We start from the raw sequence: 17,776 nt of genomic DNA, 5'->3' as shown, positions 1-17,776 counted from the left end.
CGATCCACACGATTGTAGCCAGCGAACAGTAAGCAATCAGTACGCGAAAAATCTGGCCACTGAGAAGCAAGAAACTTTAGGCGGGTACGATCTCGTTGCCGGTCTTGAACGGTCCCACCACGGTAATGGTTCGAGGCCGCGATGCGAGTTCTTGCGCCAACGCCTGAATATCTTCACGCGTGACGGCGCGCAAGCGCGCCAACGACTCATCAATATCGCGGAACTCACCAAGTACAAGCTCGGCGGTGCCGAGGCGTGACATGCGAGATCCCGGATCTTCGAGCGCCAAGACGATTCCGCCGGACAACTGTCCCACGGCCTTCTTGAGCTCTTCCTCGGTCACGCCTTCACTGGCGAGAAGATCGAACTCACGACCAAGGATCGAGATCGCTTCTTCAACCTTTGCTGGCCCGCAGCCTGCGTACATGCCGAAGTAGCCGGCGTCCGAATAACCCGCGGAGAACGAATACGTTGCGTAGGCTAGCCCGCGCTTCTCGCGCACTTCTTGGAAGAGTCGCGATGACATGCCATCGCCCAAGATGGCGTTGAGAACGTTCATGGTGAAACGACGATCATCGGTGGCCACAATTCCTGGGCAACCCATGATGATGTGGGCTTGCTCCACGGGACGGTGGAAGACATCGAGGGTGTGCTGGCCGTGGATTTCAGCCGGCTGGTGCGAGCGACGCGGTGCCGGATCGGCGCCTTCGTCCAAGTCCCAACCACCGCGTTCGAGCGCTTGCTCCACGAGCGAGCAGACGTCGTCGTGATCCAAGGAACCAGCAGCGGTAATGACCAGCTCAGACGGCACGTAATTGCGCGCGTAGTGCTTGAGGACGTCATCGCGAGAAACGGACGTAATGATTTCTGGGGTGCCACCGATGGGCCGGCCCAGAGGGTGATCGCCGAGAACCGCGGCAACGAAACGCTCGTGAGCGTAGTCTCCGGGATCGTCGGCGTCCATCGCGAGTTCTTCCAAAATGACGTCTCGCTCTTGCTCGAGGTCTTCTGGATCGATCTTCGCGGAAGTGATCATGTCGGCAATGACATCGATTGCCATGGGCAAATCAGAATCGAGAACACGGGCGTAGTAGCACGTGGATTCTTTTGCGGTGGCGGCGTTGGATTCGCCGCCGACTTCGTCAAAGGCTTGCGCGATCTCGAGAGCGGATCGTCGCTCGGTGCCCTTGAACAAAAGGTGTTCTAGGAAGTGTGTGGAGCCAAATTGGCCCGGCATTTCGTCGCGAGAACCCACCCCAATCCACAGTCCGATGGTTGCGGAACGCTGACCCGGCATTGCTTCAGTGAGCACGCGCACGCCGCCGCGGAGAACGGAGCGTCGAACTACTGAGCCGCCAGGCTCGCCGTGGATGAGGGTGGGATCGCCAGCTTCGATCGGGGCGGTCGCGCTTGGATCAAGCACGTTCCGCCCCGACTTCGCGTCGGCAATTCCGGTGCCCTTGAGGGGCAAAGGAACTATAGCCATTGAGTGTTGTGAAACCTTACTCGGCGTCTGCCGCGACGGTCTCTTCTGCCTTTTCTTCGGTTACAGATTCTTCGGAAGCGTCCTCATCAACCACTGGGGTCAAGGAAAGCTTTCCGCGGTCATCGATCTTGTTGATCTCAACCTGAATCTTCTGGCCTACGGAGACAACGTCTTCAACGTCATCCACGCGCTTGCCACCGGCGAGCTTACGAAGCTCGGAGATGTGCAACAGGCCGTCCTTACCCGGGGTCAAGGAGACGAATGCACCGAAGGTGGTCAGCTTGACGACGGTACCGAGGTAACGTTCGCCAACTTCTGGAACCTGCGGGTTAGCAATTGCATTGATCATGGAGCGAGCAGCCTCGGCGGAAGAGCCTTCGGTTGCACCGATCAGGACGGTTCCGTCATCTTCAATGCTGATGTCGGCGCCGGTTTCTTCCTGAATCTGGTTGATCATCTTGCCCTTCGGGCCAATGACCTCACCGATCTTGTCCACTGGGATCTTGACCGAGATGATGCGTGGAGCGAACTCGCTCATTTCATCCGGGGTGTCGATCGCAGCGTTGAGGACAGAAAGGATGTGCAAGCGAGCTTCGCGAGCCTGCTTCAAAGCAGCACCCAAAACGGAGGCTGGGATGCCGTCGAGCTTGGTGTCCAGCTGGATAGCCGTCACGAACTCGGAGGTACCTGCAACCTTGAAGTCCATGTCGCCCATAGCGTCTTCGGCGCCCAAGATGTCCGTCAAAGCGGCGTACTTGGTTTCACCATCAACGGTGTCAGAGACAAGGCCCATGGCGATACCGGCAACCGGTGCGCGCAGTGGGACACCAGCGTTGAGCAAGGACAGCGTCGAAGCGCAGACAGAGCCCATCGAGGTGGAACCGTTGGAGCCAAGAGCCTCAGATACCTGACGGATGGCGTACGGGAACTCTTCACGCGATGGCAACACTGGCACGAGCGCGCGCTCGGCGAGTGCACCGTGACCGATTTCGCGGCGCTTTGGCGAACCAACGCGGCCGGTTTCACCGGTGGAGTATGGCGGGAAGTTGTAGTTGTGCATGTAACGCTTGGTCTTCTCAGGAGACAGCGAGTCGATCTGCTGTTCCATCTTGAGCATGTTCAGCGTGGTGACGCCCAAGATCTGGGTCTCGCCGCGCTCGAAGATAGCGGAACCGTGCACGCGAGGAAGAACCTCGACCTCGGCGGTGAGCTGACGGATGTCAGCCAAGCCGCGGCCGTCGATGCGGACCTGATCGCGAAGGATGCGCTGACGCACAATCTTCTTCGTGACAGCGCCGTAAGCCTTAGCGATTTCCTGAGCACGCTCAGCGAAAGGCTTGCCTTCGCCTGCGAGCTCTTCAGCAACTTCGCGGTAGTAAGCATCAGATGCGGCTTCGCGCTCTTGCTTGTCAGCCATCGAGAAGATCTCAGTCAAACGCTCGCTGGCGACCGAAGAAACGGCCTCAAGTGCGTCATCCTGGTAGTCCTTGAAGACTGGGAATTCAACAGCAGGCTTCGCTGCGCGGGAAGCCAAGTCAGACTGGGCTTCGCACAACACGCGAATGAACGGCTTAGCAGCCTCAAGGCCTTCAGCAACAACCTCTTCGGTAGGTGCCTGTGCGCCGCGCTCCTTGATGAGCGTCCACGAGTTATCCGTGGCTTCTGCTTCAACCATCATGATGGCAACGTCGTCGCCAGCAATGCGGCCAGCAACAACCATGTCAAACACGGCGTTCTCAAGCTGGGAGTGCTTCGGGAAAGCAACCCACTGGGCACCGTTTCCGTCGTCGATCAAAGCGACGCGAACGCCACCGATAGGACCGGAGAATGGCAAGCCGGAAAGCTGCGTGGACATCGAGGAAGCGTTGATAGCAACCACGTCGTAAAGCTCGTCAGGGTTGATCGCCATCACGGTGACAACGATCTGCACTTCATTGCGCAAGCCCTTGACGAAGGCTGGGCGCAACGGGCGGTCCATCAAACGGCAAGCAAGGATTGCTTCGGTGGATGGGCGGCCTTCGCGGCGGAAGAAGGAGCCGGGGATACGGCCAGCAGCGTACATTCGCTCTTCGACGTCAACCGTCAGTGGGAAGAAGTCGAATCCTTCGCGGGGGGACTTGCCTGCAGTCGTTGCGGACAAGAGGGCGGTGTCATCATCGATGTACACCATTGCAGCACCTGCTGCTTGTTTGGCCAGGCGGCCGGTTTCAAAACGAATAACTCGCTGTCCATAGCGACCGTTATCAATAACGGCCTCTGCGAACTGAAGTTCAGGGTTTTCCAAGTGAAAATCCTCCATGTTGGTGTTGAGACACCGTAGCGTTGCTGTTCCCGAGTGGAACGATCGGCAACTGGTCTTCGATCGAGGCTCGCGGGTCATTCATCCATGATGGACAACCAGAAAGCCACTACCGAGGACCGCGTTTGCCTTCCGCTGCGGTGCGTCACGGTGTGATATTTCCACACAATATTTTGTTGTGGTGGAACTGTGGGCGGTGGCCCACTTGAGCTGGAACGAAATTCATTCGCTCCAGTTCAAGCCTAAAGCCACTTTAAGACTAAAGGCGGCATATGAACGGTAGATTTCTCCGATTCACATACCGCCTCGGGTCTTACTTGATCGCCAAATTATCGACGCAAGCCAAGACGCTCGATGAGCGCACGGTAACGTTCGATGTCGGTGTCCTTGAGGTAACCGAGCATACGACGGCGACGACCCACGAGGCCCATGAGGCCACGGCGGGTGTGGTGATCATGCTTGTGCATCTTCAAGTGCTCCGTGAGGTCGGAGATACGGCGGGAAAGTACAGCAATCTGTACTTCCGGCGAACCCGTGTCACCCTCGTGGGTAGCGTATTCCTTGATGATGGCAGTCTTTACTGCGGCATCCAATGCCATGAAACTCTCCTAGAGTTTGTACCGCGAACAAGAAAAAGCGTGACCGCAACCGCGGACTGCAGCGGACACTAGCTACCAGTCTAACATTTACGCGCTTCTGCCTTGAACACGCGATCGCCTTCTGCTCGCGACTAGCGTTTCCGAGCCGCCCATGCGTGCGTGAGGTACGGCAGCCCCATGGCTTCCCCGCGCGCATGGCCCAAGTGCTCATACAAATACCACTGCAGGTTCGCCTCGACCTTGGACCGGATGGGCTCGGACGCGCGCAAATAGTAGCTACGCGTTTTCGCGAGCTCAATGATCAGCTCAGGCGTCATCTCTTGTTCCCAGTGGGCATCCCATGAGGTCAGTTCACCGAACTGCTCCCCCACCTCGGGCCGAAAGTCCGGGCGATGAACATCGCCGGCGTGCATGATCCGCGAAAGACGGTGGACCCACGGGATGGTGACATCAAGTTGATTCCACACGAGCCCCAGCACTCCCCGCGGCTTGAGAACGCGCGCGGCTTCGGCACTTGCGAGCGTCGGGTCTACCCAGTGCCACGCTTGCGCGTAGGTCACCAGATCAAAGCTCGCCTCCGCAAAAGGCAGCTCTTCACCGCGGGCCACTACACGGTTCACGACTCCAGCGGTCTCGGGAATTTGCGCCAGCATTTCAGCCGACGGATCCGCGGCAGTGACCTCGAATCCCGGCTCCGCGAGCTGCGACGAGAAAATTCCGGTCCCCGCGCCGGCATCCAGTGCGCTGAGCGCAACGGAGCGTTCGTGCGGGACTTGAGCTGCGTCGTCGTCCTTCAGGAAATCTGCAAAAAACAGTACGACGCCGCCTGGGTAGTCCGGACGGATCCTTGCGTAGGCGTCAGCTCCAGCACTAAAAGCCGTGCCGAATTGCGCGCGATGTTCGGCTCGGATGCCGGGAGCGGACTGGGGCAGCGAGGGAATCTCCGGCGTCCCTGGGGTTGCCGGTTCCACTTACTGTCCTGAGAGGAGAACTTCGCGCGTGCGCTCGACGTCCTCGGTGATCTGCTCCACGAGAGCCTCGATGCCGCGGTATGCCACCATGGGACGCAAACGCTGCACGAACTCCACCACCACGCGTTGCCCGTAGAGGTTGAAGTCTTCAACTCCAGAGTCCTTACGGTCGATCACGTGGGCTTCAACCTGACGCGGAACACCCTCGAAGGTGGGGTTGGATCCCACGGAGATGGCGGCCGGCCACTTGCGATTCCCTTCGTCGATCAGCCAACCCGCATACACGCCATCGGCAGGGATGAAGCCGGTGGACTCCGGGCTCAAATTGGCCGTCGGGAAGCCGAGCTCGCGGCCACGCGCGGCACCGTGAATGACTTCGCCGACCATGCGGTGGGGTCGGCCCAAAATTTCGGCGGCGGCCTCAACTTCGCCATCCGCGAGAGCTTCGCGCACCCACGTGGACGAGCATCGGCGATCCTCGCCAAAATCGTCGATGCCGATCACGTCAAAGCCCAGCTGTTCGCCAAGCTCTTGCATGCGACGGAAGTCGCCCTCGTTATCGCGGCCAAAGCGAACATCATGCCCCACCACTACAGCGCACGCCTTGAGCGGCTCCGCGATGTAACGGGTCACGAACTCTTCCGCCGTCAGCTTCGAGAACTCCAACGTGTACGGCAGGACCAGCAAAGCATCCACGCCAACCTCTTCAATGAACTTCTTCTTATCCGAAAGTCCCATGATTTGGTTCGGCGCCGCTTCGGGGCGATGCACTAGAGCGGGGTGCGGATCGAAGGTGATCACCACGGAACGGGCATCACGCTTCTTCGCTTCCTTCACCACCGTGCTCAGTACTTCGCGGTGTCCTCGATGCACGCCGTCGAAATTTCCGATCGTCACTACGGACGGTCCTGAAGCGGCGGGGATGCCACCCAGATCTTCCCAGTAGTCCACGATTCTCCTTTGCACGCGAAAATAAGCCCTTCTTATTATGTCCGAAGTTTGGTGCTCGCTCGCGCCAGCGATCTCGGATAGTGTTCAGATAGAGCGGAATGTGATATGCGCCATGAGGCGTGCCATCCGGTTAGTTTGACGCTCGATGCACCTGAATGACTCGACCACAGAAAGTTGATGATTATGTCTGATCTTCAAGAGATCCTGAAACTTGTACCCACGGATCAGTTGGCTCAAGCTCTCGGTGTCGATGAGCAAAGCGCGGAGGCAGCTTTGCGCGCCGCTGTGCCGTCCTTGCTTGCTGGCATGCAGTCCAACGCAGCATCCCCTGAGGGCGCGGAGTCCTTGGCTGGCGCTTTGGCCAACCACTCGAACGATTTGGTTGACGGTTCCGTCAACATTGACCAGGTAGACACCCAGGACGGTTCCAAGATTGTGAGCCATGTCTTGGGCGATCGCGAAGAGTTGCTCGCGAACCAGCTGTCCGGCGCCAACACGGCGGCCGGCATTGATCTGGGTTCTTTGGTCCGCAAGGCGCTGCCAATCTTGGCACCGATCGTCTTGAGCTACCTCGCGAAGAAGTGGTCCGAGCGCGGTGGAGCCACCGGTTCCGGTCAGGCGGCAGCTCCTGAAGCCACGCAGGGCGGCGGACTCGGCGACCTTCTGGGCGGCCTGTTGGGTGGCGTTTTGGGCGGCACTGCAGGCGGTTCGACCGGCGGCACCACCACCCAGTCCGGTTCCGCCTCGGCGAACCCGCTTGATGATTTGCTGGGCGGATTACTCGGTGGCAGCCAGACCGGCACCCCTTCCCAGACCAACGTCACGGCTGAGGAAACCGACCAGCAGGGCGGCTACTTCGGTGATCAGCCGAACGTGAGCAGCAACGATCCACTGGCCGGTGCCCGCGGTAAGACTGGTGCTAGCCAGCCTGCCTCAACCCAGAGCACGCAGGGTGGAATCGACCTCGGTTCCATCTTGGGCGGTTTGTTCGGCGGCCGTTAGCAGTCAGGCCGAGCGGTCCCTCGAATAATCGACGGGCTTGCTTGGATACAGAGAGGGCTTGCTCGATCCACACGTGGTGCGATCGGGCAAGCCCTCTGTTGTGCTCCGCTCTGACGAACCGGGCTCTTGTGAACCAGACTCTTGTGAGCCGGTGGCAACGTCCTAAACCGTCATCATTCTCCGCGAAGCGATGCCGGCTTGGTGCGGCGTAGCCACCACAAACCAATCAGCGGCAGAATCAGCGGGATGTACCAATATCCCTGACCGAAGTGCGACCACACCGCTGGGTGGGAAAAGTGCTCCGGAATGAGGTAGCTCAGTGCACCCACCAGGATCACGCCCACGAGCTCCACCAGGACCGCGTACCGCGAAATCAGCCACGAGCGTACCGAGCTTGAACCCAGCGCGATCGTCGCCACGATGTAGACCACTGCGGCGAGTGCCGAAAGCACGTACGCGAGGGGCGCCTCTTCAAACTTCGTCAGGATCTGATATCCCGCTCGTGCGGTGGAAGAGAGCGCGAAAATCGCATACACGGCCACGATGATGGCGCCAAGACCCTTATTCTTGCGGCTCTTGGGTTCTCCGGCACGGTTTTCGGTACCGTCTGCGGCAGTACCGTTAGTTGTCGCGCTAGTTGGAACACCGGTAGCCGCATCAGAAGCACTGTTCGGCGAGGACGACGACGCAGCCTTGCGCGCCGCTGCCCGCTCCGCAATTCTTCCGGTTGCGGATGCTTTAGCTTCGTGGTTTTCAGGAGTATTCATTGCCGGAACCTTATCCATACCAAATTTGATTCATGCGGAATAGCATCACGAAAACGGTGCCGCTGGCGGCGGCCATGATGATGTTGGACCAGCGGGTCTTATCCGCCAGGGCCCACCAAAACGCCAAGGGCGGAATGAAGAGGGCTGTGAGGAGATATCCCCAGAACTCCCAGAACTCGCCTTGGATGACGTCGCCGTTTGCCAGATGAACACCGGCCGCAATGCCGTACACCACCAAGTAGAGCTCCACGACGCCCATGCCGATGATCGCAAAGTCATCGGGATAGGTGCGCATGATGGCGGCTACAACGCCCAGCAGGACGGCGATTCCGCACAGAATGGCGCCAATAATGTAGAACAGTTCCATGGTTAGTGGGCCTCAAAAACGATCTCAGGAACAGCTTTGGAGCCCTTGTTCTTGAGCAGTGCTGCGAGTTCGCCGTCCGGCGTGAACGCGGCGGTGAGCTCTTCGGTTTCATTGCGTGGAATTCTCCGACCGAAGGAAAGCTCGGTGGCTTCTTCTTCCGTCAGTTCGCGATTCTCAAAGAGCGCACGAGCAGCATCTGCGAGTGGCAAGTATTCAAAGTTCTCGGCCAGTTGTTCTAGGGTTCGAGCCTTCTCAAGCTCGTACGGTCCAACGGCGGTCCGACGAAGCCCGGTCAGGTGTCCGCCGACGTCTAGGGCTTGTCCCAGGTCCCTCGCGAGCGCGCGAATGTAAGTGCCTGAGGAACACTCCACCGTCACGTCGACGTCAACGATCTTTCCAGCGCGTTCACGGCGCACATCGTGCACGTCGAAGCGGTGAATCGTTACTGGTCGTGCCGGAATATCGACTTCTTCGCCCGAACGAACCCGCTTGTAGGCGCGTTCGCCGTTGATCTTAATGGCGCTCACCGAGGAAGGAACCTGAAGAATGTCGCCCGTGAGCTTAGCAATCTCCCGATCAATGTCCTCACGGGTAACTGCAGCAGCGATACGCGTCTGGGTGATCTCACCTTCGGCGTCGTCCGTGACGGTGGATTCACCCAAGCGGATGGTCGCCTCGTAAGTCTTCGAAGCTCCCACGATGTAGGTCAACAAGCGCGTGGCTTTGTTGATCCCCACAATGAGAACACCGGTGGCCATCGGATCCAACGTTCCGGCATGGCCCACTTTGCGAGTCTGCGCGAGGCGGCGCATCTTGCCCACCACGTCATGACTCGTGAAACCTTGAGGCTTATCAACGATGACAAGACCGGACCCGGGAGCAGTTTCCTGTCCCGAATCCGGTGCTGTCGAGGTATCTTTCGAACCCATTAGTTCTTGTCCGCGTCCTTTTCAGAATCGCTATCAACGTCAACTTCTTCAGAATCAACATCTGCGTCATCAACGTCTGCGTCGTCTAGATCATCAGCGTCCGCTGCGTCAAGATCGTCTTCAAGATCTTCCAGCTCGTCTACCTCGTTGGGCTTACGGTATGGATCGGCCTCGCCGGCATACTGCGCTTTCGCGGCCAGTGCTGCCACTTCGGCGTCCTTTGCACGGGCTGCGCGCAGAACGTCTTCAAGGTGCGAAGCATTGACGGGGATCTCGTCGGCGACGAATTCCACGGTGGGCGTCAAACGCGCCGTGAGATTGCGTCCCACTTCTTTACGGATGGCGCCACGTGCGCTGTTGAGCGCTTCCGCGCCAGCGGCCTTGGCTTCTTCGTCGCCGAAGACCGTGTAGTAGAGCGTGGCGTGCTGAAGGTCGTTCGTGACGCGAGCATCGGTGATGGTGATGTTCTCGACGCGAGGGTCCTTGATGATTTTGCCCAAGGCCTGGGCTACAACTACTTTGATGCGCTGCGCCATTCGGGCGGCGCGTGCTGGATCGGCCATTTGTCCTCCTACGTCAGCACAAAAATTCTGGATGGTCCTGCAGTGGCGAGCGGCGTCGTCGTCCTTACCGATTTATTCCGGAAAAGAACGACGACGCCACTCACTGTTGCAGATGATGCGCGGCTCTTAAGCGCGCGGCTTCTCCTGCATTTCGAAGGTCTCGATGATGTCGCCTTCCTTGATGTCATTGAAGGAGCCGAGGCCAATACCACATTCGAAGCCTTCGCGGACTTCGGTGGCGTCATCCTTGAAGCGACGCAGGGAGTCGATCGTGAGGTTGTCGCCAACCACGTTTCCGTCACGAACCAAGCGCGCCTTGGAGTTGCGCTTGATGGTGCCGGAGCGAACGATCGTACCTGCGATGTTGCCCCACTTGGAGGAACGGAACACTTCGCGGATCTCTGCGGAACCGAGCTGAACTTCCTCGTATTCCGGCTTGAGCATGCCCTTGAGTGCGTTCTCAATGTCATCGATTGCGGAGTAGATGACCGAGTAGAAGCGCATGTCAACGCCTTCACGGTCAGCCAATTCAGCAACACGCTCGGCTGGGCGAACGTTGAAGCCAATGATGATGGCGCTGTCCACGGTTGCGAGGTTGACGTCGTTCTGCGTGATCGCACCAACACCGCGGTGGATAACGCGCAACTGAACGTCGTCGCCAACATCGATCTTGAGCAAGGAGTCTTCAAGTGCTTCAACGGCACCGGAAACGTCACCCTTGAGGATGAGGTTGAGGGTGTCAATCTTGCCCTCAGCCACAGCCTGATCGAAGTCTTCAAGCGTGATGCGCTTACGACGCTTCGCGAGCATCGCGTTACGCTCAGCTGCCTCACGCTTTTCAGCGATCTGGCGAGCCGTACGCTCATCTTCAGTCACGAGGAACGAGTCACCAGCACGTGGCACCGAGGACAAACCAAGAACCTGAACTGGACGCGATGGCAGTGCAACGTCAAGGTTGTCACCGTTCTCGTCGAACATGGCGCGAACGCGACCGTGAGCCGTGCCGGCCACAATCGTGTCACCCACAGCAAGCGTTCCGGACTGAACCAAAACGGTTGCTACGGCGCCGCGGCCGCGGTCAAGGTTGGCTTCAATAGCCACGCCTCGAGCTGCCTTGTCAGGGTTGGCCTTGAGTTCCAGAGCAGCGTCTGCGGTCAGCAGGACTGCTTCGATGAGCTCGGCGATGCCCTGGTTCTGCAATGCAGAAACCGGAACGAACATCGTTTCGCCACCGTACTCTTCCGGAACCAGTCCGTATTCGGTGAGCTGGCCCTTGACCTTGTCAGGGTTAGCGTCAGGCTTGTCCACCTTGTTCACTGCAACCACGATCGGCACACCTGCCGCTTGAGCGTGGTTGAGCGCTTCAATGGTCTGTGGCATGACGCCGTCATCTGCTGCAACCACGAGGACTGCGATGTCGGTGACCTGAGCACCACGAGCACGCATAGCGGTAAACGCTTCGTGACCCGGGGTGTCAATGAACGTGATGGCGCGATCGACGCCTTCATGCTCACGGTGAATCTGGTAAGCACCGATGTGCTGCGTAATGCCGCCGGCTTCGCCCTCAGTAACCTTGGACTTACGGATGGCATCCAACAGACGCGTCTTACCGTGGTCAACGTGACCCATGACGGTAACCACTGGAGGACGAGCCTCCAGCATGTCGTCGGTCTCCAACTCGAGCTCGTTGTCGAGGTCGATGTCGAAGGACTCGAGGAGCTCGCGCTCTTCGTCTTCTGGGGAAACGATCTCGATCTTGTAGCCGATTTCGGCGCCCAAGAGCTGGAACGATTCTTCGTCAAGCGACTGAGTAGACGTAGCCATTTCGCCCAAGTGGAAGAGAATCTTCACGAGAGCTGCTGGATCGGCGTTGATCTTCTCAGCGAAGTCAGCAAGCGATGCTCCACGACGCAAGCGAATGGCGGTTTCGCCATCGCCGCGAGGGATGGAAACACCACTCAGTGCTGGCTCGTTGAACGTCTCAAACTCTTGACGCTTCGCACGCTTGGACTTGCGCTGACGACCGCGGCCTGCGCCGCCGCCTCGGCTGTTACCGAATGCGCCCTGAGCGTTACCGCGACCACCGATGTTGCCACCGCGTGGACCGCCGCCGCTACCGCTGCGTGGGCCGCCACCTGGACCGCCGGTGCCACCGGCTCCGCCACCTGGGCGTCCCGCGCCGCGACCTGGACGGCTACCAATTGGTGCAGTCTGGGAACGATCGATCTGCTTAGGCATGTTGCCTGGAGTCGGACGGTTTGCACCGCCGGCACCTGGGCCTGCTGCCGGACGTCCCGCTGCTGGGCGTGGAGCGCCCGTGCGTGGTGCACCAGCGCCTGGAGCACCGGCACCTGGACGTGGGCCACCTGGGCGAGGACCGCCCGGACGTGGTCCGCCGTTTCCGGAGTTACCGGAACGCATGCCCTGCTGGGACGAGAACGGGTTGTTACCCGGACGTGCGCCACCTGGGCGAGGAGCTGCTGGGCGTGGACCGCCTGGACGAGCTGCGCCGGAGCCAGCATCGCCGGAGCGCATGCCCTGCTGGGACGAGAACGGGTTGTTGCCCGGACGTGCGCCGCCTGGCTTAGGTGCACCTGGACGTGGCGCTACTGGAGCGTCACCGTTACGGGCAGCTGGTGGCTTAGGAGCGTTGCTTGCATCTGCAGCGGGCTTTTCGGCGCGCTTTTCAGGTGCTGGCGTTGCTGCTGGAGCCGAAGGAGCTGACTTCTCAGCTGCTGGAGCCGAAGCTTCAGGCGTAGAGGCTGTCGGTGCAGACGAAGCTGGAGCTTCGAAAGACAAGGACGTAGCCGCGTTGTCCGAAGCTGCTGGACGTGCTGGACCTGGAGTCGGTGCACCCGGACGGGCGACACCTGGCTTAGGTGCAGAGGCGTCCGCTGCAGGCTTCGCGGAGCTATCCACGCTTGGCTTGGCGGCAGGCTTGGATGCGCCTGAGGCATCGGCTTCTGCTGCGCTTGCACCGGTGACGGTACCTGCGCCAGCAGCGGCCGGAGTTGGTTTGGTTGACGCCTGGCTAGCCGTAGCTGGCTTGGCGGTTGCTTTGGATGCGCCACCGGATTGCGGGAAGGCGCTGCGAAGTTTCTTGACTACGGGAGCCTCAATGGTAGATGAGGCAGAGCGAACGAATTCGCCCATTTCTTGCAGTTTTGTAACCGCTTCCTTAGAGCTAATTCCGAGCTCTTTTGCGAGCTCGTGAACGCGGAGCTTGGCCACAGTTCTCCTGTCTCGGTCCGAGTCCCAGACAGGAAACGAACCGTCGTTATTCGTGAATCGGCATGACGGCAGATTGCGTCGACATACCCTGATTTGCGCTCAGTAGATTCTTCATCACTGGGCGTTCATCGCTTGGTACTCATCGGGTTTCCATCAGTTTTCTGACCCGCTTTCATATCGGACGGTGGTGTGAGCTATTTCAATGTTCAACGCGTCTTCCGAGGGATGTAATCCGTTGGCTCGAAAGGCCCGCGCAAAGGCCCGCTTTTTGACGGCGAGCGCTACACACTCCGGAGCGGGATGCATCCAAGCACCCCTACCGGACTTGCGACGTTCAGGATCAGCAACCACTTGCAACACACCATTGCTAGGGTCTATCTGGCTGACATCCTGAGAGTCCTCGGAGCGAACTTCGAGGACCCATCGCAGCATTTGTTGTTGGCTATCTAATTGGCGACATCCAATGCAGGTGCGGTGCGGTTCATTCAATGAACTCACGGCACTTCCCTTCACATTGCTATGTCAACCGCTCAAAGAGTCGCAGTCCAGTCTATCGCTTTTTGTGCCTGAGTTCTCCCAAGCACAAAAAGCGAGAGTCGGGAAGCTACTGTTCGCGGGATGTGGACGGATCCGCTGCGATGTCGATGCGCCAACCAGTGAGCTTGGCGGCGAGGCGAGCATTTTGCCCTTCCTTACCGATCGCCAAGGACAGCTGTCCTTCCGGAACCAGCACGCGAGCGGATCGCGTGTTTTCGTCCAGGATGGTCACGTTAGTGACGCGGGCCGGCGAAAGAGCGCTGGCAATGAACACGGCCGGGTTGTCCGAGTAATCAACAATGTCGATCTTCTCTTCACCCAGTTCGTTCATGACTGCACGCACGCGCGAACCCATTTCGCCGATGCACGCGCCCTTGGCGTTAACGCCTTGCTTGCGGGAGCGGACGGCGATCTTGGAACGGTGACCTGCTTCGCGCGCCAGCGAGACAATCTCGACGGTGCGGTCAGCGATCTCCGGAACTTCTAATTCGAAAAGCTTCCGAACGAGATTCGGGTGGGAGCGGGACACCGTGATCGAAGGACCCTTCTGTCCCTTACGAACGTCCACCACGTACGCACGAATGCGGCCGCCGTGTGGGTACTTCTCACCCGGAACCTGCTCTGGCGGAGGCAGGATCGCTTCAACCGTGCCGAGGTTCACCAGAACGGTATGCGTTGACATGCCTTGCTGGATCTGGCCGGAGACGAGCTCGCCCTCCTTGCCACGGAATTCGCCCAAGATGTTGTCATCTTCGGCGTCGCGCAGCCTCTGGAGGATGATTTGGCGAGCGGTGCTTGCCGCGATACGACCGAAACCAGTGGGGGTGTCGTCGAACTCCCCTACTTCTTCGTCGTTTTCGTCGTACTCCATGGCCCAGATGGTCACGTGTCCGGTCTTGCGGTCTACTTCAGCGCGAGCCTTGTCGATTGCACCGGGGCTCCGGTGATAAGCGAGCACGAGTGCTTGCTCAATCGTGGGCAAGAGCACGCTAATGGGAATGTCGCGATCGCGCTCCAACTCGCGCAATGCTGCCATATCAATGTCCATTGCTGTCCTCCTCAGGATTGAGCGCGTCGAAGTCTTCCTCGTCCAGCGCCTCTAGGTCTTCGTCACTCACTTTATCCGCAGCGGAGAAATCTACTTCTACGTTTCCGCGGCGAATTTGGGAAAATTCGATGTCCTGCGGTTCCCCGCGCTTGGACTTCATGCCCTTCTTAGGGGCTTCGATGACTGGCACCAGCGTGATGCCGCCTTCGCGAGCGTCAATCAGCTCGCCCGTCACGTTCTCTTGGCCCATGACGTTCACGCGGACGGTGCGTCCCACGTTCCGGCGCCAGTGGCGCGGTTCGGTCAGTGGTCGGCTGACACCTGGGGTGGAAACTTCGAGCTCGTAGGGGCTCTGGTCCAGCGCGGGATCGGCGTCGAGGGCCGTGGAGATTGCTTGGGATACGTCGGAGATTTCGTCCAACGTGACTGATGCGGTGCCCTCTTCGTAGTCGACAAGCACCTGCACAATGCGGTCCTTGCCCTGTCCTTTTACATCGACAGCTTCAAGGAAGAGGCCAGCTGCTGTGACGGTCGGGCGAAGATACTCCGCGATGCGTTCTGATTCCGTCTGACTCATTCCGGCCTCCCGCTATGTTGTTATGAAAATTCTAGGCACATTCTCTACTTTAGGAGTGCCTCATTGGAGCAGTTCAGCATACCTGACTTCGGGTTGAGCGGAAAATCAGGGTTCGTCTGTCAGAATCGAAGGGATGAGCACTCCCCCGCGCCCCGATCACAGTCCTCGCCTTGCGCAGACCACGCGAGGCGCCCGGTTGCGCAGAACTATCGTGGTGTGCCTGGCTGCGGTTGCGGTGGGGGTTTCTGTTCCTTTGGTGTACGACGCCGCAGCTCAAGCCCGTGCCTCTGCGGAAAGTGCCGCTCTGGCTGCGCAAGAGACGGGGCCGGCTGATTCCAGCCCTGACTCTTTTGTGCCGCAGTTGCTCTCGTCTATTGATGCACTCAAATCGTCCGGTTCTGTCACGAGCGCCGAGGCTCTTAGCCGCCTCGATAGTTTGCGGGCGACCATCGGAGACTCGGCGGGGTTGTTGCTGAACGATGATCGGCTTCGCGAGCTTCAGGATTCTGAAAACGCGGTCGCGTCTGCGAGTGGTTCGCCGTCGGATAGCCAAAATTCCAACGCTGATACATCGAGTGCCGTGGCATCGGGCGCCGGGATTTCCGGCAATGAAAACACTGGCACCGGGACTTCAAACGCCGATCCGTTGGCTCTCCGTGTGCTTCTTGCACAATCGTCCCAGTACGCCATGCGGGAGTCTCTGACCGCAGAGCCGGAGCGTGCACTCTCCCTTGCGAGGCTTGCCCAGGATCTTCGATTTAAGGCACGCAATCTGGGTGATGATCCGTCGATCGGCGGCTCACCTGCAGCGGATCAAAAGGCGCTCTTCAAGGACCCACTTACCGAATACACTGCGGATGATTTCACCCCAGCCACCATTCGAACAACGGTGGCTACACTTCCAACCGGTTCATTGTCGTTGCCGTCGTCTTTGTCCTCGTCGCTGCGGTCGACGTTGAACATCGCACCGGAATGCTCGGCTTCTGCAGCCGCGGATATCGCCTACCGACTCGAGTACGCCTACAGTGTCGCCGCCGCCAATGCTCAGGGCAGCACGCGCGAGTTGTTGGAGTCGCGGACCGAACCGTTGACCTTGTTGGGCCACCGTTTGGAAGAGCACAACGCTGACTCGTGCGCTCCTGTCCGACAAGGTGGCTACGTCTTGCCGGACAACTTTACGGAGCAATCGGGCGCAACCATTGATGCGGGTCTCCTGGAGCTCTCAGAGGCCCTCGTTGATCTTTCGAGCGGACAGTCGGCAGGTTCTGAAGGTCGCGATCAGCTGTTGGCTTTAGCGTTGCGAGTGCAGTTCATGGCAGAAGGCGCCCGCTAGGCGCTCGTACCGAACACTCGAACTGAGCACTCGTACTGAGCACTCGTCGTAGGTGCTCACTGTAGACGCTCATACTGAGGTCTCGCACTAAATTCTCGTACCACTCACCATGCGGCCACGACGTCCCAGCCGAGTCGAACGATCAGCACCGACACCACCACCAGAAAAATCACGCGAACGAACTTGGCGCCCTTTGAGATCGCCATGCGGGCGCCGATATAGCCACCGATCATGTTGCTGACGCCAAGGATCAACCCCAGTCCCCACAGCAAGTGCCCACTTGGCAGGAAAAACATCAGCGCGCCCGCATTCGTCGCGAGGTTGACGATCTTCGCTTTGGCCGATGCCGCCAGAAATGAATAACCCAAGAACATCACCATCGCGATGATCAGGAAGGATCCCGTTCCCGGCCCCAGCACGCCGTCGTAAAAGCCGACCGATAGCCCAATCAAGCATGCAATCGTGAGGTGCGTCGCGCCGTCGTACCGTAATTCCGTCAGAGTTCCCGCAGTGGGTTTGAGTGCTGTGAAAAGCAGTACCGCGATCAACGCGAGCACGATCACGGGCTTGATGATTTCGGCCGGAATAATGGTTGCGACGATCGCCCCTGCGAAGGATCCGATCAGCGCGATGCCAGCCATCGGGAGGGCGGTTCTGAGGTCCGGATGCGCACGGCGGTAGTACGTGATGGCCGAGGTGGTGGTTCCGAAGATCGAGCCCATTTTGTTGGTCGCGAGCGCTTGAACTGGGGTGATTCCCGGAATCAGCAACATGATGGGAAGTTGGATCAGGCCGCCACCACCCACGACCGCATCAATCCAACCTGCCGCGAGTCCGGCGATGATCACCATAAGCACCGTCGAAAGTTGGATATCTTCCAAGCCAGAGCCCGGCAGGGTTGTCAACCACTCCATCAGCAGGTCCCAGCTTTCTCGCGTCACGTCACTCGGTCATGTTTCGCAGCCATATTTCCTAGTCACACCGGCGTACGTCTCCGTTGCACTTCTCGTCGATCGCACGGCCTTACGTACGTCTTCGTCAAACACTGGCGGCCACGACCAAGGTTCAAAAACTTACCCTGGTCGCGGCCGCCATGTTCATTACTGTTTGCTTGAT

The 17,776-nt window shown here is 59.1% G+C and carries 16 protein-coding genes; 2 read left to right on the top strand and 14 right to left on the bottom strand.

Features of this window, described 5'->3' with window-relative positions:
- Positions 1-76 precede the first annotated feature (76 nt).
- The 5 genes from HD598_RS01510 to HD598_RS01490 form a co-directional block, all read right to left on the bottom strand.
- Entirely contained in the window at positions 77-1,486 is a 1,410-nt protein-coding gene (locus HD598_RS01510) for a M16 family metallopeptidase (protein ID WP_183663338.1), read from the bottom strand.
- Positions 1,487-1,502: 16 nt separating this feature from the next.
- Positions 1,503-3,770, bottom strand: coding sequence for a polyribonucleotide nucleotidyltransferase (locus HD598_RS01505; protein WP_183663336.1), 2,268 nt, complete (start codon positions 3,768-3,770; stop codon positions 1,503-1,505).
- 344 nt (positions 3,771-4,114) lie between these two features.
- Entirely contained in the window at positions 4,115-4,384 is a 270-nt protein-coding gene (gene rpsO, locus HD598_RS01500) for a 30S ribosomal protein S15 (protein WP_183641377.1), read from the bottom strand.
- Positions 4,385-4,515: 131 nt separating this feature from the next.
- On the bottom strand, positions 4,516-5,355 hold the full coding sequence (locus HD598_RS01495) for a class I SAM-dependent methyltransferase (RefSeq protein ID WP_311538912.1): 840 nt from the start codon (positions 5,353-5,355) through the stop codon (positions 4,516-4,518).
- Positions 5,356-6,306, bottom strand: coding sequence for a bifunctional riboflavin kinase/FAD synthetase (locus HD598_RS01490; protein WP_183663334.1), 951 nt, complete (start codon positions 6,304-6,306; stop codon positions 5,356-5,358).
- A 183-nt stretch (positions 6,307-6,489) separates the two neighbouring features.
- Between HD598_RS01490 and HD598_RS01485 the strand changes: the two genes are divergently transcribed.
- A complete protein-coding gene (locus tag HD598_RS01485; RefSeq protein WP_183663332.1) occupies positions 6,490-7,308 on the top strand; it encodes a DUF937 domain-containing protein in 819 nt (272 codons plus the stop codon).
- A gap of 173 nt (positions 7,309-7,481) precedes the next feature.
- Here the strand turns inward: HD598_RS01485 and HD598_RS01480 are convergent, their stop codons facing one another.
- The 8 genes from HD598_RS01480 to HD598_RS01445 form a co-directional block, all read right to left on the bottom strand.
- The gene (locus HD598_RS01480) at positions 7,482-8,075 is read right to left on the bottom strand and encodes a hypothetical protein (protein ID WP_260170456.1); all 594 of its coding nucleotides are present in this window, start codon (positions 8,073-8,075) and stop codon (positions 7,482-7,484) included.
- A gap of 10 nt (positions 8,076-8,085) precedes the next feature.
- A complete protein-coding gene (locus HD598_RS01475) occupies positions 8,086-8,442 on the bottom strand; it encodes a hypothetical protein (protein WP_183663330.1) in 357 nt (118 codons plus the stop codon).
- A gap of 2 nt (positions 8,443-8,444) precedes the next feature.
- Positions 8,445-9,371 (bottom strand): tRNA pseudouridine(55) synthase TruB, encoded by a 927-nt coding sequence (gene truB / locus HD598_RS01470; protein WP_183663328.1) that lies wholly within the window; start codon positions 9,369-9,371, stop codon positions 8,445-8,447.
- Entirely contained in the window at positions 9,371-9,934 is a 564-nt protein-coding gene (gene rbfA / locus HD598_RS01465) for a 30S ribosome-binding factor RbfA (RefSeq protein ID WP_183663326.1), read from the bottom strand. Before rbfA ends, truB begins: the two co-directional genes overlap by 1 nt.
- 126 nt (positions 9,935-10,060) lie before the next feature.
- Complete coding sequence (gene infB, locus HD598_RS01460; RefSeq protein WP_183663324.1) at positions 10,061-13,165, bottom strand: translation initiation factor IF-2; 3,105 nt, start codon at positions 13,163-13,165, stop codon at positions 10,061-10,063.
- 153 nt (positions 13,166-13,318) lie between these two features.
- A complete protein-coding gene (locus HD598_RS01455) occupies positions 13,319-13,597 on the bottom strand; it encodes a YlxR family protein (protein ID WP_084637025.1) in 279 nt (92 codons plus the stop codon).
- 172 nt (positions 13,598-13,769) lie between these two features.
- Entirely contained in the window at positions 13,770-14,750 is a 981-nt protein-coding gene (nusA, locus tag HD598_RS01450; protein ID WP_071893819.1) for a transcription termination factor NusA, read from the bottom strand.
- Positions 14,740-15,327: a ribosome maturation factor RimP gene (locus tag HD598_RS01445; protein ID WP_183663322.1), complete on the bottom strand. Its 588-nt coding sequence runs from the start codon at positions 15,325-15,327 to the stop codon at positions 14,740-14,742. Before HD598_RS01445 ends, nusA begins: the two co-directional genes overlap by 11 nt.
- Before the next feature lie 133 nt (positions 15,328-15,460).
- Here HD598_RS01445 and HD598_RS01440 point away from each other — a divergent pair, with 133 nt between their 5' ends.
- Positions 15,461-16,660, top strand: a complete 1,200-nt coding sequence (locus HD598_RS01440; RefSeq protein ID WP_183663320.1) for a hypothetical protein — start codon at positions 15,461-15,463, stop codon at positions 16,658-16,660.
- A gap of 104 nt (positions 16,661-16,764) precedes the next feature.
- Here the strand turns inward: HD598_RS01440 and HD598_RS01435 are convergent, their stop codons facing one another.
- A complete protein-coding gene (locus tag HD598_RS01435; protein WP_071895173.1) occupies positions 16,765-17,574 on the bottom strand; it encodes a TSUP family transporter in 810 nt (269 codons plus the stop codon).
- Between the last annotated feature and the right edge of the window lie 202 nt (positions 17,575-17,776).

The organism is Neomicrococcus aestuarii, assembly GCF_014201135.1.
In the GTDB taxonomy this organism is placed as follows: domain Bacteria; phylum Actinomycetota; class Actinomycetes; order Actinomycetales; family Micrococcaceae; genus Neomicrococcus; species Neomicrococcus aestuarii.
This window is presented reverse-complemented; position numbering and strand designations above follow the sequence as displayed.